Raw genomic sequence first — 20704 nt, forward strand, 5'->3', positions numbered from 1 at the left:
AATAAAACTACTTGCTTTTTTCTTTATCGTTTTCTGATTTGACAAATACCATATCACCCGAATTCAATTCTTTAGAAACAGTTGTATACGGACCTGTAATTACAACATCTCCTTTTTTAAGACCACTCTTCACTTCGATATTTGTATCATCTTGAATTCCGGTTTTGATAACGCGTATTTTAGCTTTACCTCCCACTTTCACAAAAACACATTCGAATTTCTTGTCGCTTTTAGGCGCTTCCTTTTGATCATCCGAAGGCTCCTCCAGTACTTTTACATCACTAACCGCCGATGTATCCGATTTTATGACTACAGAACTTATTGGTACTGCCAATACATTCTTCTTTGTTTTAGTGATAATATCAACCGTCGCAGTCATCCCCGGTCTAAAAGGAGAATAAGCAGCAGGTTTCCCTTCCAATAAATCCAGATATGACTCTTTAACTATTCTTACTTTCACTTTAAAATTAGTTACTTGATCTGCTGTTAAAGAGGAACTGGCCGAATTAGAAATACTGGTCACTATACCTTTAAATTGTTTTTTCAAATAAGCATCGACTTCAACCTTAGCGGCATCTCCTACTTTTATTTTTACGATATCATTTTCATTTACATCTACTTCAACTTCCATGTTGTTCAAGTTCGCAACTCTCAAAATCTCAGTCCCTGTCATTTGCTGCGTCCCCAATACTCTTTCACCTAACTCTACATTAAGCATCGAAATAGTCCCATCTGCAGGAGCATAGATAACGGTTCTCCCTAAATTATCTCGCGCCTCATTTACAGACGCTGAAGCACTTTTTACACTAAAATAAGCGGACTCTTTCGTAGCTTTTGCCACTTCAAAAGAGGCAATTGATTTATCCCAGTCTGATTTAGAAATAATACCTTTTTGAAATAATGTTTTATTTCTTTCATAACTGGCTTTAGCTTCTCTAAACTGAGCTTCAGCTTGAGACAATCCTGCTTTTGAACCTGATAAACCTGCAATTGTTCTATTTAAACTTGAGGTATATAAATCTGGATTTATCTTAACCAACAAATCTCCTTTTTTAACCACTTGCCCCTCTACAACAGACAATGATATAATTTCCCCGGAAACCTCCGATGAAATCTTCACTTCAATTTCGGGTTGAATTTTACCGGTAGCAGATACAGTTTCAATTATAGTTGTAGCATTAACTACAGCTGTTTCAACTTCCTTACCTTCATCTTTATTTCCAATAACTCCTGTTTTTGAAAGTATAATTAATAAAGCAATAACAACAACGGCACCGCCTATTAAGAGATAAATTGATTTCTTTGACATAATGTATTAATTTTTAATGATAGGAATTCCAAAATAGAATTCTAATATTTTGATTTTGAAGATATAATCGTATTTAGTCCTAAGCACGTCAGATTGTGCATTGGACAGTAAGGTTTGAGACTGGTTTAAATCGAAAGAATTCATCAAGCCAACATCAAATTTTTCTTTTGCATAATTGTAAGCTTCCTGTCTAGATTTTAAAGCCGTTATAGATGATTCATGAGCATTTAACGCCCCTTTAGCATCAGTAAATGCTACATAAACATTTCTTTGCAAATCCAAGTCTTGTTGTTCTACTGCAATTTTAGATTTTTCCAAACTCACTTTTGAACGCTCTACATTATTTCTGACTGAGAACCCATTAAAAATAGGAATCGATAGTTGTGCCCCAAACGATTGTCCTTTATTATCACTGAATTGTGTGAAAAACGGAGGAGCCGAATAAGTTCCAATTACATTTCCGGTATTATCTCGCAAAGCAATATCAGCATAAGAAATCCTGGTATTGAAGTTGTAGAACCCCCGTAAGGTCGGTTGAAAAGCCCCTTTTGCGATTGCCACATTTTTTTCGGCTATTTCCAGATTAGTCTGAGCTATTTTCAACTCTGTTCTTTGCCCTTTCGCTTTATCGTAAATTGCTGTTGGAGTTTGCAACAAGATACTATTTTCATCTTTTGCCTCCGTATCATCCACAATGTCAAAATCCTGAAAACTATCCAATTGTAATAATTGCGCTAAACTTAGCTTAGAAATCAACAAAGAATTCTCAGCAGTAATCACTTTTTGATTATCGGAAGCCAAAGTAGCTTTAACATCTAACAAATCGCCCTTAGGTATTGTCCCAGCGTTAACTAATTCCTGAGAACGAACTAACTGCTTTTCATTAATACTCATTTGCACTGTTTGAACCTTTAAATTTTCCTTATTAAAAAGTACTTGCAAAAAAGCATTAGCAACATTAAGCGCAATATCCTCTTGCATTTTCAACAATTGATATTTAGCAGCCACTATAGAAAGATTTGCTCTTCTAAGTGTGTTTTGATTTTGCAAGCCTTTGTAAATATCAATTCCTACATTAGCTCCGGCTGAAGTAAACTGGTTCGTTTGATTTTGCAAAAGCCCCGTTGTTATATCTTGGTTTAAACCAATATTCCACGAATGAGATGCATTAGCATTTAATGACGGAAGAAAATTACCTACTGCTCCCCTTTTATCAATGGTAGAAGTTTTAATATCTAGCTCAGTTTGCTTAACCGATATATTATTTTCTATCGCATAATTTACACACTCTCTTAATGTCCACTTTTTAGATTGAGCATTGGAAGACAAACTATACAGTAATAATAGAAATAGACTAAAATAAATTTTATTTGACATAATTTTTTAAATAGATTGTAATGAAAGGGCTACACAAAACTAACTTTTCCTTTTCCATAATTTTGAATAAAAATACAAAATGCAAACGGATTTAGCCTATCATGTAAAATTAATTAGACATTTAAAATATGCTTTTGTTACAAAAAAACAAAAAAATATATTTGTTTCACTAATTTTGTAGCCTCAAATCAGAACAAATGTCAAAACCTGCTTCATTCCTACTTTTTGCGTTTACCTTCATGCTTTTTTCTAGCTGCTCTCCATCTCAAAAAATAACCTCCTTAAAACCAGAACCAGACGACGCCAGCCCCTTGGTTTACGAAAACACACCTTCCTTCATCACTTTACCAATTACCGTAAAACTAAAAGACATCGAGAACCAAACTAACGCACTTTTAAATGGATTAATCTACGAAGACGATAACATTGAGGATGACGATATCGAAATACGGGTATGGAAACTGGCTCCAATCGTTATCGAAAACACCAATGAAAAATTAGGGGATAGAATTAACACCACTTTACCCCTCAAAGTTTTAGTGAAATACAGAATAGGAACAAAAACATTAGGAACCGAATTCTACAGAAATCAGGAGTTTAACCTTAACGGAGTAGTGAAATTAACAAGTGATGTCAGTTTGACTAATTGGAAATTAAACAGCAAAACCGAACTGAGCTCTTTAGAATGGAATGAAAGTCCGACCGCAACTATTTTTGGAAAAAACATTCCAGTTACCTACCTAATAAATCCAGCGCTAAAACTATTCAAATTAAAAATAGAACGAAAAATTGATGAAGCTGTGGGGAAATCAATGGACTTTAAACCGAAGGTGTTGACCGCCTTAGAAAAAATCTGCGTGCCTTTAAAAATGAATGAGGATTATGAAAGTTGGTTAAGAATCGTTCCCTTAGAAATCTATACTACTACCTCGAAACTAAAGAAGGATCAATTTTCACTACAAATGGGCATGAAATGCAATATAGAAACACTGATAGGTCAACAACCCGAATCCAAATTTGACTTGAATAAAATCATTTTGAAACCTGTAACTAAGATTCCAAATCAGATTACAGCAAATATCGTTGCCGTTTCAACCTACAATGATGCTTCTAAGATAATTAAGAAAAATTTCGCCGGACAAGAGTTTGAGTCAGCGGGCAAAAAAGTAAAAGTACAGGATGTCGCGATTTGGCACAAAAACGGTAAAATGGTTATTGCTTTAGATTTATCGGGATCTGTAAACGGTAAAATATATTTATCTGGTTTTCCCCAATACAGTGCTAAGTCCAAAGAAATATATTTTGACGAATTAGATTATGTTTTAGACACTAAAAATAAATTAATGCGAACTGCCAACTGGCTCGCTCAAGGGTTAGTGCTCCGAAAAATCAAAGAGAATTGTCGTTATTCAATACAAACTAATTTAGATGAAGGCAAAAAGACAATGATGGGTTACCTAAAAAATTACTCCCCTATGAAGGGTGTTTTTGTAAATGGAAAGATGGAAGACATACAGTTCCAAAAAGTTCAATTAACAAACAATGCCATTATCGCTTTCATTAAAGTAAACGGAGAGATTGATATTTCTATTAATGGATTAAATTAAGATTGAGCTGCCTTAGTTTGTTTTATTGTTTTTTCTCATGCGATACACGGCATAACCGATTCCAGCGACTAACACGTAAGGAACTGCCATCAGGTAAACGATACCGTCGTTCACTGCCTGCGCTTGAACACTATTACTCTCACCTCCTAATGCTGCTCTACACATAGCACATTGCGCTCCCACATTTAGAGAGAAAAAGAAAGCCAGAATAAAAAATAAAATTGTAATTCTCTTTTGCATAACTCTTTTATCTAGCTTTATATTATCTAACATAATAAGGAGAAATCATTAAATAAACGACAACACCAGTAACAGCCACATACAACCAGATTGGAAAAGTAATGCGGGCTATTTTTTTATGCTTATCAAACACTTGAGCCCAGGCACGAACATAGGTTACAAGAACCAATGGAATAATTATTATCGATAAAACGATGTGCGTGAATAATATAAAATAATATACATACTTTATAACGCCTTCTCCACCAAACTTGGTCGAATCAGCAGTCATATGATAAGCAACATACATTACAAGAAAAGCAACAGACAGGGCAATAGCACTAGTCATCAACGTTTGGTGGAGTCTTCTCTTACCGTTCTTAATTGCAATAACAGCAGCAATTAATAAAACAGCTGTAATACCATTTGTAGTAGCATAAATAGCAGGTAAAAACGAAAGAGGTTCCACATTGTAACCAAAATCTTTTAGCTTTACTCCAAAAAGGAAAGCAACTGCAACCGGTATTATGATAGATACCGCTATAATCCATCTATTATATTTCTGCTCTAAACTTTGTTCATTCATCGTATTTACTCTTCTAATAAAACATTAATATCTTGTTGAATATCTCTAACTCCTTTTTTATCTAAACCGTCATAATACAAAATAGGGTTCCCAAAATCATCTTTTCTGCAGCGGATATTTCCCTTTTTATCAATCAAAGCGAATAAACCAGAATGTTCGAAACCTCCATTTACTTTGCTGTTCTCTCCTGCATAAAGATTAAAACCCTTATTAGCCAACTCGTAAATATAATCACGATCACCCGTCAAAAAGTTCCAATTTGATGACCTAACACCCAAAAATTCAACGTGTTCTTTCAAAACCTTGGAAGTGTCATGTTTGGGATCAATAGTTATCGATACAATTCCAAAGTTTGGATTCCCAAAAAATTTCTTCTCAATCAACAACATGCTTTGATTCATTTTTGGACAAATGGAAGGACAAGTAGTGAAGAAAAACTCTAAAACATATACTTTTCCAATATAAGTTTCATTTGTAATCTTCAAATTATCTTGATTTACCAATTCAAATTTTGGCGCCGGTCCTATTTTAGTCAGCTTATCATCCCCTATGTTAGTGTTTACTACGTTGTCCAAACGATCTCCCTTTACAACTTCATTGTTCTGTATTCGAGATATTATTTTTGGCAAAGCATATATTCCAAAAACCAAAATAATAAAAGAAATTCCAATGTATGATTTATTTTTAAACATATAACGTCAATTTATAGCTGCTTTGTAGCATTATGATTTTTCTTAAGTGCCGCTCGATATTCATAAAGAATAACTTTAAAATCATCTAACATCTCATTACTTAATTCGGCAGGACTAAAAGTACTATATCCCTCCTTATAATCTTTTACCTTCTTTCTCCCCCTGAGGTTTCTCTCTTTGTCAAGAATGTACACATCAGGAGTACCAGAATTAGTATCTAGTTTTCCAACTAATTTCAATTGAGCGTGGTAGGAATTAATCTGTTGCGGTGTAGCAAACACAAAACTCCATTGTGCCAAATCTGTAAATTCGTCTAGAGCGTCCATGATACTTTTAACATCATTTTCTGTACCCAAAGGACAAATCATCACAAATTGAACGTCCTTAAAAGTATGATAACGTTGGTAGATTTTTTGATTAAGGTTAAAAAGATTACCACGGTTTTCCAATATATCCGAACCACCAAAACCTAAAACAGTAATTTTATTATTTAAAGTGACTTTTTTCCCATCTAAAGACTTCCAATCTCCAAAGTCATTCACCTTAGGGGTAATTACAGGCAACTTTGTAAAACCATTTACTCCAGTAGCAAAAAAAAGATATGCTACTATTGGTAAAACAAAAAGCACGAAAAGAACTATATTTTTTTTCATTATACTTAAAATACTATTTAAAGTGCAAAAATAAAAAAAGGCACGCAAAGCGCACCTTTTTGTGAATTAATATATTGTTAAAAATTCCATTTAATCGTCGAATTTTTAAAAACCCCATAGATATAATTACCTTCAGTCAATAAAATGAATAATAAATATAAAACTAAAAATATAACCGGCAATACAACTGCATACCTAAGAGCCGTTTTTTCGCCCTCCATGTGCATAAATGAGTAAACAATGTAATATGCCTTATAAACTGTTAGAGCATAGAATATCCAATTAAGCAAATTCATCCCCATAAAATTAGTGAAGTGCAGTGATTCAGGTTTTAGAATACCTAAAATTACTTCTATGATAGTAACTAGAGATAATATTCCAAAAACTTTCCAGATTTTACTGGTATTTGATACATATTCGTGTTCGTGTGACATAATAAAAACTTTTGAAAATTAAACTAGATAGAAAACTGTAAAAACAAATACCCAAACTAAATCGACAAAGTGCCAATACAATCCCACTTTCTCGACCATTTCGTAACTTCCTCTTTTCTCATACGTGCCAACAAGAACGTTGAAGAAGATAATGATATTTATAATTACACCCGAAAGAACGTGAAATCCGTGAAACCCTGTGATAAAGAAAAAGAAATCCGCAAACAACTTACTACCGTATTCATTTCTTTTAAGATTAGCTCCTTCTACAACATAACGAGCATCACTCAATCGTAATTCAGATTCTTTTCTTGAAAGGACTGTTTTTTGCTTTTCAGCAGTTAAAACCTCAGTTCGGATTAATATATTTGGATGCGATTTAAACCCCGCTTGAACTTCGGCCACAGAAAAACTAGGTAAAGAACCTTCGCCCATAAACCACTTTGCTTTATCTGGAGTCAACTGTTCTCTTTCTTCATGCAAATTTGCAGCAAAATCTGCTAGAGCCACACGATGACCTTCCTTATCAACAAACTGAAGTAAACTACCTCCTTTTGTTTCAATAGCGCCATACTCGCCTTTAATGAAATTTTTCCATTCCCAAGCTTGTGAACCTACAAAGATCCCCCCACCAACGATAGTTAAAAACATATAAAGCACAACCTTATCTTTTTTCATTTGATGACCCGCATCAACGGCCAAGACCATTGTTACAGATGAAAAAATTAAAATAAAAGTCATTAATGCAACATAATACATCGGCGCAGATACACCATGCATAAATGGAAAGTGAGTAAACACCTCATCGGCAAGTGGCCACGTCTCAATAAATTTAAATCTAGAAAACCCATAAGCAGCTAAAAATCCACAGAACGTTAAGGCATCTGACACGATAAAAAACCACATCATTAATTTACCATAACTTGCTCCCATTGGCTCATTTCCGCCTCCCCAAGTTTTTTCTTCGCTATTCCCAGCAGTAACTGTCGATCCCATAAAAGTTATTCGTTAAAAAGTTCCCAAATTTACGTTTTTTTCTTATTTAAAGAAATATAAAAATACAAATAAATAAATCCACAAGAAATCGAGAAAGTGCCAATACATTGCACCTAGTTCTATTCCAAGAGTTTGACTCGAATTGTATTTTTGTTTAAAATGATTATAAATTATAATCAGCAATGAAATTACACCCCCAGCAAGGTGAATTAAGTGCACAACAGCTACGACGTAAAGAAACGTAGTTGTGATCGAACTCTCACTTCCTGTAAAATAGTAGCCCTGCTTCACTATCTGATCAAAGCCTACAAACTGTAAAATCACAAATAATATACCCAATGCTAAAGTAGCGAAAAGAAATGTAGTAGTCGCATTTTTATTGTCTTTTTGAATAGCCTTTTTAGCCAGATGAAATGTTACACTGCAACCCATTATCACGATGGTACTGAAATAAAAAGCAGCTGGCAGTTCAAAATCTTTCAACCAATCCACTCTTGATTTACTTACCACAAATGCACTAGTAAGCCCCGCAAACATCATAGTCATGCTGACCATGGAAAACAACAATATCAATTTATATGATCTTGCCGTTCTTGATTTATATTCGTCTCTTGTCATTGTAACTTCCATAACTATCTCAAAAATTTATCAATTATATACACTAACTGTAACAAAGTAATATACGCAACACTAACTAGCATCAACGTTTTAGCTGCTTTTGCGGTTCTTAACTTATAAAGTTTCACTGCGTAAAACAACATCCAAGCACCCAACAAAAAAATTATTACTGCAGCCATAGGGGATATAAACAATTTACCTGTAAACCCTAAAGAAGGCAACAATGACGCTATAACGAGCCATACCGTATATAGAATAACCTGCAAAGCAGTACCCTTATCCTTTTTACCTGTTGGCAACATAAAAAACCCTGCCTTTTCGTAATCTTCATACAATAACCAACCAATTGCCCAAAAATGAGGGAATTGCCAAAAAAACTGAATTAAGAATAACGTCCCTGCTTCTATCCCGAAGTCGCCTGTCGCTGCTACCCATCCTAACATAAACGGAATAGCTCCAGGAAAAGCCCCAACAAAAACAGATAAAGACGTCATCGTCTTTAACGGCGTATAAACACTTGTATATAAAAATATAGAAATCGCACCAAACATTGCTGTTTTAGGATTGATCATATATAGTAATGTAAGACCTATTATTGTAAGTGTGCTTGCAATAACTAAAGCTGAAAGAGTAGACATTCTTCCTGAAGGAACAGGACGATTTTTAGTTCTGTCCATCAAAGCATCTAAATCTTTTTCAATTACCTGATTAAATGCATTTGAAGCACCTACCATACAATATCCTCCGATGGCAAGCATTATCAATACAGTCCACTGAAAAGGCTGTTCACTACTAAAACCAAGAAAATACCCCGCAATAGAGGAAAACAGAACACTTAGAGCCAATCCCGCTTTCGTGATTTCTTTAAAATCCAAAAAAATGGATTTAATGGAAAATGTATTTGACGTACTATTCAATGCGGTTTTCATTAGGCTTCTTAAAACTGTCGCAAAGGTACAACTTACTGATAGAAATCGGAATGAAGAATTTAGATTTTTTTAAAGTAATCTTCACATAAAAAAGACACCGTCTATTATTCACGAAAAAAGCAATTATATTTTGAATTTAAAATACAGTTATCATAAAAACATTATTAGTAATCAAAATACCAATTAAAAACGTCTGCGCGCAGTCCCAATGCGAACCAACTGGTACTCTCATTGAATGTAGTTGCCGTACTCTTTGTAGGATCAAAACTCCGATAAATATAACTCCCGAAAATTTTCAAATTAGTGGTTGGATTTACTAAATATCCTCCTTGAATATCTGCTATAAAAAGAGATATTTTATTCCCCTGCCCCACTTTAACCCCACTGTCAAATGGTCGGTTTTCATCATAATCTTTATAAATATTCCCACCATAATTAAAGCGATCATCAGGAGTGTCAAAATCCAATCCACGGGTACCCGCGGTGATTTTTGCATCAGCAAAATACCTTCCTTTATGGTAACGGGCTATCGCAATAAACTCTTTGAAGTTCCCACCCCATTGGTGTCCGATGCTTTGATTATTGTGTCCGTAATTTGTGATGGGCATACTATGAGAATACATATAGGGGCGCACATGATTATATTCTAACTGTAACAATAAATTATCAACATGGAATGCGTTATAGTATTTGACACCTAACTGGTACCCATATTTATTTTTCCAACTATTATCTCCGCTTTTAATATCTCCCAGAGAAAATTCGTCTAAGAGAAATTGACCATACACATTAATTTGATCGCTCCATTTATACTTATAGGTCAGGCCCAATAGCGCATTACCTGTTCTTGCTGAAGATGCAAACTCAACTGATCTATAAAATATAATAGGATTGACGAAACTGGCATCAAAACCCCTGTCATTTGTATTTGTCCAAATAACCGACTCAAAGAAACCAAGATTAAGTCTGTTTGATATATTCCAACTCAAATAGTGGTTTGCCATAAACTTTGTCGCATAAGTTCTCTCCAGAGTAACTTCCGGACGAACGTCTTTTAGCCACATGTAAGTATTCGTATATTTTATTTTCCAAAAATTAGTGTTTATTTTAAAATAAGGATATGGGCTAGCACCATCGCTTTCCATCAACGAGCGATACCCATCACCAATAAAATTCCTTCCATACCCCAATTGTAAATCAATATGCTTGCTTGCTGAGAATGTTAGATTAGCTTCCGCCAAAGGAAAATCATAGGAACCAGTTTTAAAATCTTTAGCAATTCCTATTCCAGGAATAATTGCCGGATTACCACCTGCCGGTTTTATCGATTCGGCATACCTATTAAAATAATCTGCAAAACGTCCCTGACTTTCAAAGACAGTTGTCGTAAAATTAAGTTTATCTCCAAGACCACCTCTAAAATTAATTGCGCGGGTATTGACATACGTATAGGCTACGTCGCTGTGAGAAGCTTTACCAACTTGTAAATCTAATATTGGGTTTAATGACAACCAATAGCCGTCTCCCTGAATTTCAACTGTATTTTCATTCCATAATTTTCTGGCCCACCAACCAGAAACGTTTTTTTTAAGTTTTTCATTTGCCGCTTTAATATCATAATACTTTGACACTTCAGCGTAAGTGTACGGTTTTGAGGCCGTGTGATTATTGCTCCCTACACGATTTAACGCCCCATCAAATTGCGCATAATAACTATGAGAAAAAGGAATATTTAAATGGCTATCATACTCCGGGTTATTGTATTTCTTATAAATAATACTATCTAATTCCGTTAGCTGTCTTGTGTTGCTTTGTATTATTTCGGCACGAGCCAATGTCTCGAAGCCTCTTGCTTCAGCGCTTTTCAATGGAATTGAAATGGTGATATTATATTTCGAATAGACTGACCTACCGTTATACGTCGATGGAGTGATTTTAGGGAATTTGGCAAATACCCTTTTCGCTTCTTTTAATAACTCCTCATCAATTGCATTTACGTAGATTACTTTGAAAACACCATTTGCATCTACCTCAAAAAGGACTTTTACATTTCCTTTGAAATTGTTTTCAACTAGGTCTTCAGGCACGACGAAATTTTGAAAAACAAAATCTTGAACTTCATTATAAAAACAACTTTCCAACTCCTTATTCTCCATATTTTCACAACGCGAGAAAACAGGAAAACGCTCAGGAGAACGACTTAACTCCAATAAGTCTCGATCTTGCGAATACATAAAAAAAGAAAAAAATGATAAAAATAAAGCGAACGAAGCCTTTTTCATATTGATTTTGATTGTAAAATTAGTATCCAATGTTTGTATTTTCTCCATTCGCAATTGCTTTTGCCCCAGAAGTACCTATTCGCTTCACTCCTAAGTTAATCATTTCGACCGCCTCCTCATAAGTCCTAACACCTCCAGCAGCTTTCACGAGAAGTGGCGTAGCATTTTCTAACATCAAAATAATCGACGGAATTGTCGCTCCATTGGGTAAATTATTTTCAGTCTTATAAAACCCAGTTGAAGATTTCACAAATACAGAAGCAAAACTCTCTTCCTTGAAATTTGAAATCACAACATTTTTTATCAAAGACGTCAATTGTATAATTTGTTTGTCATTTAGAGCAGCAACCTCAATAATCCATTTTACAACTTTATTGTTTTCGATACCAATTTGAGTTCCTTTCAAAATCTCTTCTTTAACTAAATCTATATCACCCTTTTTAAAAGCCTCATAATTGCAAACAAAATCCAAGTCATCCGCTCCGTCGTGAATTGCTTTTTTAGCTTCGACTAATTTATCATCAATAGTTGACTTCCCTTCCGGAAAATCTACAACAGTGCCAATTTCCAAATCAGAACCCGCATCCGTAATCATTTGCCTGGCTAATGAAACCATATTAGGGCGAATCATAATCAGTTGAAAATGCTCATCGATGGCCTCTTGAACAAACCCTTTGACCACTTTAGCATTGCCCTCCTCATCAAGTCCTACCTGATTTGCAGTTTTCAAATACGTCGAATCTAAATATTTATTGATGTTCATTATTCTAGTAGTTTACCTATAAATGATAGCTTTATAAGTTACAAAAATACATATTAAATTAGCATTAATTTTACAGAAACAGTTCCTTTTGAAAGCAAAATCTGCAACTATGAATCTGAATTTTAGACCTCCAAAATAGAGATAGAATAAAACTAATCAAATCTGATGAAAATTAAATTATAAAACAAAAAGAATTACTGCTTTAAAACAAAAAATCCCACCGAGGTGGGATTACTATTTCTATTAAATTTTATTTAAGCGCTTATTTTTAAAATATAAAATAAATGAAAAGACCGCTAAAGTCGCTCCTACCAAATTTGCCAATACATCCAATGCATCCTCTTTTCTGGTTGTGGTATATTGCCCTTGCAACATTTCCACTGTAATTCCAAAAAGGACAGAAAACAAAAAAGAAATAACATAAGGCTTATAACTATCAGGATCTTTTATCTGTGTTTTAAAAAACAAAATCCAAAGCGATGTGAATACAAAATGAAAAAAAGCATGAACCACTTTATCTAGATTTTGAATATTTACTGCTGGAATCTTGTCCGCTTGAACTAAGCTCAGAAAAAGAACCACACCTGTCCAAAGTAGTGCAATCCAAAAGACTATTTGTTTAAGCACCTATAAGTTCTTTGTATGCATCACTTGAAAGCAAAGAATCGTAATCCGCAACATTAGAAACTTTAATTTTTATCATCCAACCAGCACCATAAGGATCAGCGTTTACAGCTTCAGGAGTACTTTCTAAAGCATCATTGAATTCTACAATTTCTCCAGCTAATGGCAAAAACAAATCAGATACTGTTTTAACAGCCTCCACAGTACCAAAAACCTCATCTTTTTCCAAAGTTTGGTCTAAAGTTTCCACTTCAACATAAACGATATCTCCTAATTCTTTTTGAGCAAAATGCGTGATTCCTACAGTTGCAACATCACCTTCTAAACTAACCCATTCGTGATCTTTAGTATACTTTAAATTTGCCGGTATATTCATAATAAATACGTATTGATAATTGATAATTGAATTATTGTTCCGCAAATGTAACAATCTTCTATTCAAATATAGTTTAGATTTCAATAAATTAATTCCCAAAATTATATCGAAGCGTAAATCCGGAACGAACGTTTGTAAGAGGAAACGAGGTCGATATTACTGCTTTTGAAAAAGAGTGGTCATAATAGAAAATAGCGGTCAGGTTTTTACTGAAGGCATAATCTGCCGTCAATTTCAAAGACCAAATATTTTGCCCCCCAGCTAATTGATTATTATCATAATCCAAATACCTGACTATAGTTTGGTTATTACGATAGGAGAAGTCCGCTTTCATATTGATATCCCCTTTAATTATACCTGAAGGATTATCTGCCAACCTAGAACTAAAAATCACATCCTTAAATCGATACCCTAAACCGACAACATATTCTATCCCTTTTACTTCTGTTAATAAATTATTGTCAAAACTCATTGACAAGGCTCTGTCTTTCTTGATTTCAGTAAGGATTTTTAATGAACTTTTTAGTTCAAAATCCATTCGTATAAGCGGACTAAACTGCTCTACTAAATTGACATTAGACATGATTGTTTTGTTAAAAAAGTTACCGCTCGCATCAACTCCGTCCGGTGTTTTATCATAATCAAAATTAGAACGATACTGATTAATCGTGTAGGACGCTCTGTAATTGTGTTGCAAAGAGAACCTTTTAAAATTCCTTTTGAACAAGTCATAACGCATCAGTCCACTATATTTTACCGCCCAGTTCGGAATAGGTATGCTTCTAAAAATCCCCGTAGAAACGCCTGACGCATCACTTCCTGAATAAGCGGCCATAAAAGCGGGCAACAATACGGCTTGATTGTTTTTACCAAGTCCTAATGGATATCCATCCGAATCAAGGTTACTCGGGTTATTAATATCTATACCCCGCTCAGAAGCCAATCGGTTTGCAATTACGAGTCTGTTAGTCCTGAAGTTATCAAATGCTGCAGAAGAATTTTCATCGCTTGTCGAAAACGATGTTTTTATCAGAACAGTAGATATAGAAAAAAGACCATAGGTATAAGGGGAAAGTGAATAATACTGACCGTCTAAAACATTATATTGTTCCGAAAAATTCTTAGAATAAGACCTGTCAGCAGCTAAATCAATTTTTAAATCTGGAAACAAATCTACATTTGCCGTTGCCTTAAACATCTTATTGGTTACCTGAGTAAAATTTTGGTTAAACTCTTGATAATTGGTAAGCCAACCATTTTTTGCAGCTTCATATCGAACATCATCTTGACTCCCAAAAGTAAACCCCAGTGATGGCCTTGACGAACCTAAGAACCCAACACTTGGCGTATAACCCGGTAAAACGGTACCACTATTCTCTGTATAGTTAACTTGAATGTTTTTTACACTTGTCAAAACTCCCATTAAACCATTAATAAATTCATTGTTCTGAGCTTGTGATTTTGTACTAGTATTCGACACTTTCTCTCCTGGTTTTGGAGCTGGAGCTTTCTGTCTATTTGTTGGCTTACCAGAATTTTTTGTCAGTCCTAAATACTTATAAAGCATTTCCATATTAAAACTCGTATTCAGGTTGTTAGAACGTGCGTTCTGAACCGTATTCCCTAAATCCGGGATCCCAATATCCTTTAGTTGAGAAAATGCATTTGACGATTTTCGCCAATTGTAGTCCCCCGTGTAGGAATAATTAGCCTTCACAAAGCTAAATAATGGAATTTTGTTAATTGGAATCTCATAATTTAAAACCAATTGTTGCATGTGCTGGTTTGGACTTCCAATATCCCAATAACTATCCCAAATCGTAAAACTATCGATAGGCTCATTGTCCTCATTCAAATAGTTTTTCACAATATTATTTGATGAGGCTGTATAGCTTAATTTCAAAGATTTTGTCAGGTTATAATTAAATCCATACTGATAGTTGAATGCAAAATTTCTTCTATACAAAGGATCAAGACCTATTCCCTGCACATCAACCTGTCTAAATTGCTGACGGTTGTATTGCCTGTTAATGTTCGTGTTAAATGATATGTTAGAAGGCAGATAATTAAAATTAAAATCACTGAGCAATTTCCAATAGCTACTTTTCTTCATGAATTCCGTCTTTTTAAACGGCTCAATTGGTTTTGGCTGAAAACTGAAGGCGTAGTCAACTGATGAATTAACTTGCTGGTCTACATAATCTTCAATCTCAAAATCATGTCGCTCCACTTTGTTATACGATTGAGAAAAAGTAAAGTTTTCCGGATCGTAAACGTGTTGCTTTTGTTCAGGGCTTCTTTGTTTTCTGACTCCAATAAAATTGATACTCATCCGTTTAGTATAATCAATGGCTCTACTTGAAATATTGTCTTTTTCAGCAGAATCGGTAGTGTTATCCAATAACTGTTTTAGTTTTATATCCTGATTAAAAGGATCGTATTCCGGAGTAATTGTTTCTTCGCCAATGGCATAATTAAAAGGTAAATTAACACCCCATTTTGGAGGTAGTAATTTCCCTAAATTAATATTTGTAACGATATTATATTGTTGAATATCTTCACGGCTTCTTTCATTTGGCCCTTGTTCCAATGCCCCGAAACCAATAGTGCTTTTCTTTCCTGTAGCAGAAATTGTGGCAAAATCAGCAAGATTAGAGTCAACGCTTAACACGGCAGCCATCCCTCCTTGATTATCCATATCCGCTAAGCGAAGTTCATTGAACCAAACCTCCCCTTTAAGATCCTGACGCGTTTCATTACTTTTCACACCCACCATCAAAGTTCGAACTAATCCAAAATTAGGATTTCCCTTGATCCCCAATCTTAGCTTATTTGGTTTATTTCCTAAAGCAGAATTTAGCTCATCCTCATTTTGATAATAAATCCCATCCAAAGGCAAAGTACTTAAATCGACACTCATCGCCATTATTTTCAATTGGGTCAATAATGCCAAAGACAAATCTATTTCGTTTTCTTCGGGCCATACTTCCTCGGCACTCAAAGGGGAACAATCTGAAGTCCCTGATGCCGGGGGCACAGTCACTTTCAAAGGAATTTCGATTTGGTAAAAATTCTGAGTAAAATCATTTCCAAAACGAATAAACCCTACCATTTGGTCATCTCTAAGCGTAGTTTCATTTGGTAATGACTCAGCATGCAAAAACATTTTAAGTTTTTTAAACTGACGCATGTCAATGCTTACATTTTTGAAAACTGCTCGGGAATCTCCAAGTTCCAATCCGTCACCAGAAACCCTTAACGACAATGATTGTTCGTTTTGATTGATAATTGTATTATTATTAAACAATTGTTCTCGCTGTACTCCCGGAGGCGTTATGTAATTAATAGGACATCTTTGATTGTTTTCCTGAACATTTACGGCTGCCACGTCTAACTCTGTTCTATCATCGGCTACATTTGTATCATTGAAGTCAAGCGTATTGGTATACCTTCTCCATTCCCCTCTCACTAAATCCAAAGCTCCAAAACGTACCGTTACTTCTTGATCAAAACCGGTCATAAACATCCTCATAAAACGAATCGACCTAAAATCTGAAATATTTCCTATCGTGTTCTCCGGTTGCGTAACAGGTATTTTAAACTGAATCCATCTTGAATCAGTAACTTCACCATTGGGCAATGTGACCTGAGTATCTCTAATATCCGTTATATAATTCTTCCCAATAGTAGGGTTCGGCTTGACATCGATGCTATATTCATAATAGGCATTGATAGTATTCATCGTATTATCTCTGTTGATATCCTCAACATCAGGAACCGTGGATGATCCTCTATTTGCATTGGTGATATCTACCACAGAATTCCCATCAACTCCATTGTAATTTTTATATCGTTCCAATATATTCCCGGAAGTATTCAAGTAAAAGGTGTAATCATCCGCCGCAGGATCCGCTTCGGAAGCAAAGTTAGTATACACAGCTCCTTCGTTAGCATCAGACAATCCGTCTAACCCTACATCCTGATTGGATCGATTATTAGCATTAGCATCAAATGCATAGATTAAAGATTGTGAAGCAGGAACATCTCCCCATATTGGTCTTGGATTCACCAGTATTTGATCTGGCCCAAGACCATTTTCATATTGTTTCCTTCCGTCTTTTAAAACATCTTCTGATATCTCTCCTAAATTAAAATATAGTTTTCCTGAATTATTTTGAGGAATAGCTCCTTTTCCAACATAAGGATCCATTACCCAAAATTGAATGTATTCCACATTCCCTTGCTCAAAATTAGTAGAATTTAAAGATCGCATGATTCCTCCAAAATTTTCTGTAGGATTTGCCGCAAAATTTAGGTTATTACTATACGCACCTCTTTCAGAAGGATAATAACTTAAATCCAACGTATTTATTACTTGTGATTGTCCTTGCGCAATGTCCGTTAAAGGATAAAGCTCTTCACTGTAGACTCTTCTCGTAGTGTTAAATGACAAGTCGTCATTTGAAATTCCAGAAGGTTTTTGAGTATAGAACACAGGGTCAATTGAATACCAAGCCAGTCTGGATCTTTTAAAACCATAACTCAAATCATTAGCACTTGCATTAAAATCGTAACTACTTCGCGTATTTCTGTCCGGAGTGGAAGACAAACTCCACGAATATGCAGAACGCATGTCGATGGTAGTTTGAGACCCTTCGAAATCATCGACATAGATAGTAGACTCCCCTTCAAACTGGTCTGCTTTTGGCGAATCCGGTTTTAAAAATGCTATTTCTCCCCTTACAGATAAGTTTGACGGCACATCTGTATCGACGTTTGGTAACTTATTCACTAATCTAGTCAAAAAAGGAACTTCTGTAGAAAAATTAGTATTGAATCCAAAAATAGTATTGTTGACCGATTCCTGACCAAAACTTGATTTCTGAGTGAACGGTCGTTCAGACATTTTTAAAAAAGTACCACCAACCAAAAAGTTATCTGAAATTTTATGCTCTACATTTACGCCCATAAAACGTCTGGTTTGCTGACCAAAAACCGAATTGTTTTCTAAAGAAACATTAATTGGCGTATTTGAAGCCTGTAGTGCGGGATCTAAAATTTGAACCCTCCCCAATTGATAATTCACGCTGTAATCGACTCCTTCCACTAAAATTCTTCCGCCTGCAGTAACAACAACAGAACCCCTTGGCACATTAAATGCCCCAATTGGTATTCCATCACCGCCCGTCGATTTATACTTCCCTCTTAAAAGAAATTTGTTTTTTTCACTGTCTTGCAGCGCGCCTGATTGTGTGTTGCGATACATGTTTCTAAAAACATATTTCTTTTGATTTGGATTATAAGTGCTGGCATCGTTATAATTTTCTCCTGAACCCGTATTAGATAGTTTAGAAAACAGTAATTCCCCAAATGGTTCTTTGGTTGTAAATATTAGTCGCCCATTTTGAGAATCAACCGTAATACCTTGCAAAAAGTCAAAAAAACCATCACCTCCGGTTTGCGGGTCATTATTATAATTCAATTTATCTAAATTGAACACTTTCAATAATGGTGTTTCTGCAACTCGATTACCAGGTGTTGGGCTAGGGGGAAAAGGGCTTCCAGGTACTTCAGTTATGTAATTTAACGGAGACGGGTCTGTATAAAGGATATTGAACCTGAAGTCTTCTTGCTTCACCTGATAGGCTCCGGGAATTTGATAGATGTTTTTCATCATCAAATTCCAAACCGGGTTTTTAACATTGGTTAAATTGCTTTTCAGCATTTTCAATATTAAGCTTTGCGTGATAATTGCCTGATTTGAGGGGGTGTTACCAGTAACAATGGTTGCATCTACACCGTCATTCCCAAACTCTCCCACCTGGTATGCTTTGTCACCAATAGTATATTGATAGGCTACTGCTAGAACCTCGTCATTAGCCAGTCTTTGTTGTAGCGAAATATAACCTAATTGGGCATTATACGTATATTCATTAGGGTTCAGTTTTCTGGCATTTTCTAATTTTGAATAATCTTGCCCTTCACTTACAGTGACATTAAACCCTGAACTTGAAGTTACGATTTCGCGAATGTTTTTGTTAAGCAAACCTGTTCCAGCTAAAATTTGCGCAGGATCATAATCGTTATTTGCGTTATTGGAAGGGGTGTCAAAAGGGCTATTGAACATCCCTGTTGAAGGATCCAAAACTACCACTTCATTGTCGGGAATCCCTGATAGTTGCCCTTCTCCTAAATCTTGAAGCGCAATGATATTCCTTAAATTATTAGAAGTGGTATTTACTCGAGTTTGTCTATTAGTGACCCAAATTTCTAATCTTGAAATTTGAACCCTGCTGTCAATAAACGGATAGTTTTTTAATGAAGCATCGTATTTGTTTCTAAAATACTGGGATAAGAAAAAGTGTCTGTCACTATCATAATCGAGTGCAAAAATATCAAAATCCTGTATTGTACCGCCACCCTGAGATACCACACTTTTTGTCTGTGATTTTTGTTCTGAAAAAACACCAGTAACGGTTGTTTTTCCAAACTGCAATTGGGTCTTCACCCCAAACAAACTTTGTGCCCCTCTAATTAATGAGCTATTCAAAGGCATACTTACATTTCCGACTTCAATTTTTTGAATAATATCATCTTCTGAAGGAGCATATTCTAATTTAAATAAATTTTGAAATGCAAAAGTGGATTGTGTATCATAGTTGGCGTTTACATTAAGTCTTGTACCTACTTTCCCCATTAAACTCATGCTTATCCTTTGGTTGAAGTCAAAAGACAAATTGGATCTGTTTCTTGGAGAAAAAGACGGATTGTCCTGCTTTGTGTAGCGCACCCCCAAGTCCATTTCTACGGAACCGGTAGGCTTAACATCGATCGTATTACTACCAAAAATTGATTCAAAAAGACTTGAATTTACATAATATTTTGGCAACAGATCTTTTTTGGCAGCTTCACTACCTTCTTTTTTACCGTCGATAGCATCAGTCTTTTGCTTGAAATAATCTCTCATTGATTCTTTCAGCACTAAACTCTCATACTCTTTTGGAGTTAATATGATTGGATAATTAATGGAAAAACCATCAACTGAATTGGTGTAAATATACCTATTGGTAGCCGGGTCGTACGTATAAGCAGACAGGACACTCTGAGGATCTTTTATTTGGACTTTTCCTAAAGCAAAACCAGTTTTTGTGGTATCTTGAGTTTGTTCATTTACCTGAGCCAGCGATACCGAACCACAAAATAAAACAATCAAAAAAGTACAAATTTTACGCATACAAT

General features: G+C 35.1%; 16 protein-coding genes. 1 reads left to right on the forward strand and 15 read right to left on the reverse strand.

Translation table 11 applies throughout. The features are described 5' to 3' along the window. Positions 1–7 precede the first annotated feature (7 nt). Positions 8–1309: an efflux RND transporter periplasmic adaptor subunit gene (locus tag CXF59_RS10580; protein ID WP_101137754.1), complete on the reverse strand. Its 1302-nt coding sequence runs from the start codon at positions 1307–1309 to the stop codon at positions 8–10. 6 nt (positions 1310–1315) lie between these two features. Then, positions 1316–2686 (reverse strand): TolC family protein, encoded by a 1371-nt coding sequence (locus CXF59_RS10585; protein ID WP_101137755.1) that lies wholly within the window; start codon positions 2684–2686, stop codon positions 1316–1318. 197 nt (positions 2687–2883) lie between these two features. Between CXF59_RS10585 and CXF59_RS10590 the strand changes: the two genes are divergently transcribed. Beyond that, positions 2884–4293 (forward strand): DUF4403 family protein, encoded by a 1410-nt coding sequence (locus CXF59_RS10590; protein WP_101137756.1) that lies wholly within the window; start codon positions 2884–2886, stop codon positions 4291–4293. Positions 4294–4305: 12 nt separating this feature from the next. On the opposite strand, the gene CXF59_RS10595 is transcribed toward CXF59_RS10590, so the two are convergent. The 13 genes from CXF59_RS10595 to sprA form a co-directional block, all read right to left on the reverse strand. Next, positions 4306–4533 carry a hypothetical protein gene (locus CXF59_RS10595; RefSeq protein WP_369828556.1) on the reverse strand — a complete coding sequence of 76 codons (228 nt, stop codon included), beginning with the start codon at positions 4531–4533 and terminating at the stop codon, positions 4306–4308. Between the two features lie 22 nt (positions 4534–4555). Then, the gene (locus tag CXF59_RS10600) at positions 4556–5098 is read right to left on the reverse strand and encodes a DUF420 domain-containing protein (protein WP_101137758.1); all 543 of its coding nucleotides are present in this window, start codon (positions 5096–5098) and stop codon (positions 4556–4558) included. A gap of 5 nt (positions 5099–5103) precedes the next feature. Next, the gene (locus tag CXF59_RS10605; RefSeq protein WP_101137759.1) at positions 5104–5790 is read right to left on the reverse strand and encodes an SCO family protein; all 687 of its coding nucleotides are present in this window, start codon (positions 5788–5790) and stop codon (positions 5104–5106) included. An 11-nt stretch (positions 5791–5801) separates the two neighbouring features. Continuing rightward, the gene (locus CXF59_RS10610) at positions 5802–6443 is read right to left on the reverse strand and encodes a hypothetical protein (RefSeq protein WP_101137760.1); all 642 of its coding nucleotides are present in this window, start codon (positions 6441–6443) and stop codon (positions 5802–5804) included. A 77-nt stretch (positions 6444–6520) separates the two neighbouring features. Further along, the gene (locus CXF59_RS10615) at positions 6521–6877 is read right to left on the reverse strand and encodes a cytochrome C oxidase subunit IV family protein (RefSeq protein WP_101137761.1); all 357 of its coding nucleotides are present in this window, start codon (positions 6875–6877) and stop codon (positions 6521–6523) included. 18 nt (positions 6878–6895) lie between these two features. Further along, a complete protein-coding gene (locus CXF59_RS10620; RefSeq protein ID WP_101137762.1) occupies positions 6896–7873 on the reverse strand; it encodes a cytochrome c oxidase subunit 3 in 978 nt (325 codons plus the stop codon). 42 nt (positions 7874–7915) lie between these two features. Further along, positions 7916–8503 (reverse strand): cytochrome c oxidase subunit 3, encoded by a 588-nt coding sequence (locus CXF59_RS10625; protein ID WP_101137763.1) that lies wholly within the window; start codon positions 8501–8503, stop codon positions 7916–7918. Positions 8504–8505: 2 nt separating this feature from the next. Next, positions 8506–9408, reverse strand: coding sequence for a heme o synthase (cyoE, locus tag CXF59_RS10630; protein ID WP_198554711.1), 903 nt, complete (start codon positions 9406–9408; stop codon positions 8506–8508). A 176-nt stretch (positions 9409–9584) separates the two neighbouring features. Further along, positions 9585–11750 (reverse strand): gliding motility protein RemB, encoded by a 2166-nt coding sequence (locus CXF59_RS10635; RefSeq protein ID WP_232758824.1) that lies wholly within the window; start codon positions 11748–11750, stop codon positions 9585–9587. Further along, complete coding sequence (gene deoC / locus CXF59_RS10640; RefSeq protein ID WP_101137765.1) at positions 11722–12465, reverse strand: deoxyribose-phosphate aldolase; 744 nt, start codon at positions 12463–12465, stop codon at positions 11722–11724. Before deoC ends, CXF59_RS10635 begins: the two co-directional genes overlap by 29 nt. A gap of 243 nt (positions 12466–12708) precedes the next feature. Further along, complete coding sequence (locus CXF59_RS10645; protein WP_101137766.1) at positions 12709–13092, reverse strand: VanZ family protein; 384 nt, start codon at positions 13090–13092, stop codon at positions 12709–12711. Beyond that, positions 13085–13465: a glycine cleavage system protein GcvH gene (gcvH, locus tag CXF59_RS10650; RefSeq protein WP_101138524.1), complete on the reverse strand. Its 381-nt coding sequence runs from the start codon at positions 13463–13465 to the stop codon at positions 13085–13087. The genes CXF59_RS10645 and gcvH overlap by 8 nt, the downstream gene beginning before the upstream one ends. Before the next feature lie 88 nt (positions 13466–13553). Further along, on the reverse strand, positions 13554–20699 hold the full coding sequence (gene sprA, locus CXF59_RS10655) for a cell surface protein SprA (protein ID WP_101137767.1): 7146 nt from the start codon (positions 20697–20699) through the stop codon (positions 13554–13556). Between the last annotated feature and the right edge of the window lie 5 nt (positions 20700–20704).

Source organism: Flavobacterium sp. ALD4, from assembly GCF_002836475.1.
Classification (GTDB): domain Bacteria; phylum Bacteroidota; class Bacteroidia; order Flavobacteriales; family Flavobacteriaceae; genus Flavobacterium.

What these genes read in the sequence shown, in the direction of transcription:
- CXF59_RS10635 (WP_232758824.1), bottom strand. Translation starts at nt 11,750, where the DNA reads ATGGAGAAAATACAAACATTGGATACTAATTTTACAATCAAAATCAAT.
- CXF59_RS10610 (WP_101137760.1), bottom strand. Translation starts at nt 6,443, where the DNA reads ATGAAAAAAAATATAGTTCTTTTCGTGCTTTTTGTTTTACCAATAGTA.
- CXF59_RS10625 (WP_101137763.1), bottom strand. Translation starts at nt 8,503, where the DNA reads ATGGAAGTTACAATGACAAGAGACGAATATAAATCAAGAACGGCAAGA.
- CXF59_RS10595 (WP_369828556.1), bottom strand. Translation starts at nt 4,533, where the DNA reads ATGCAAAAGAGAATTACAATTTTATTTTTTATTCTGGCTTTCTTTTTC.
- CXF59_RS10605 (WP_101137759.1), bottom strand. Translation starts at nt 5,790, where the DNA reads ATGTTTAAAAATAAATCATACATTGGAATTTCTTTTATTATTTTGGTT.
- CXF59_RS10620 (WP_101137762.1), bottom strand. Translation starts at nt 7,873, where the DNA reads ATGGGATCGACAGTTACTGCTGGGAATAGCGAAGAAAAAACTTGGGGA.
- CXF59_RS10580 (WP_101137754.1), bottom strand. Translation starts at nt 1,309, where the DNA reads ATGTCAAAGAAATCAATTTATCTCTTAATAGGCGGTGCCGTTGTTGTT.
- CXF59_RS10600 (WP_101137758.1), bottom strand. Translation starts at nt 5,098, where the DNA reads ATGAATGAACAAAGTTTAGAGCAGAAATATAATAGATGGATTATAGCG.
- deoC (WP_101137765.1), bottom strand. Translation starts at nt 12,465, where the DNA reads ATGAACATCAATAAATATTTAGATTCGACGTATTTGAAAACTGCAAAT.
- gcvH (WP_101138524.1), bottom strand. Translation starts at nt 13,465, where the DNA reads ATGAATATACCGGCAAATTTAAAGTATACTAAAGATCACGAATGGGTT.
- CXF59_RS10585 (WP_101137755.1), bottom strand. Translation starts at nt 2,686, where the DNA reads ATGTCAAATAAAATTTATTTTAGTCTATTTCTATTATTACTGTATAGT.
- sprA (WP_101137767.1), bottom strand. Translation starts at nt 20,699, where the DNA reads ATGCGTAAAATTTGTACTTTTTTGATTGTTTTATTTTGTGGTTCGGTA.
- CXF59_RS10590 (WP_101137756.1), top strand. Translation starts at nt 2,884, where the DNA reads ATGTCAAAACCTGCTTCATTCCTACTTTTTGCGTTTACCTTCATGCTT.
- CXF59_RS10615 (WP_101137761.1), bottom strand. Translation starts at nt 6,877, where the DNA reads ATGTCACACGAACACGAATATGTATCAAATACCAGTAAAATCTGGAAA.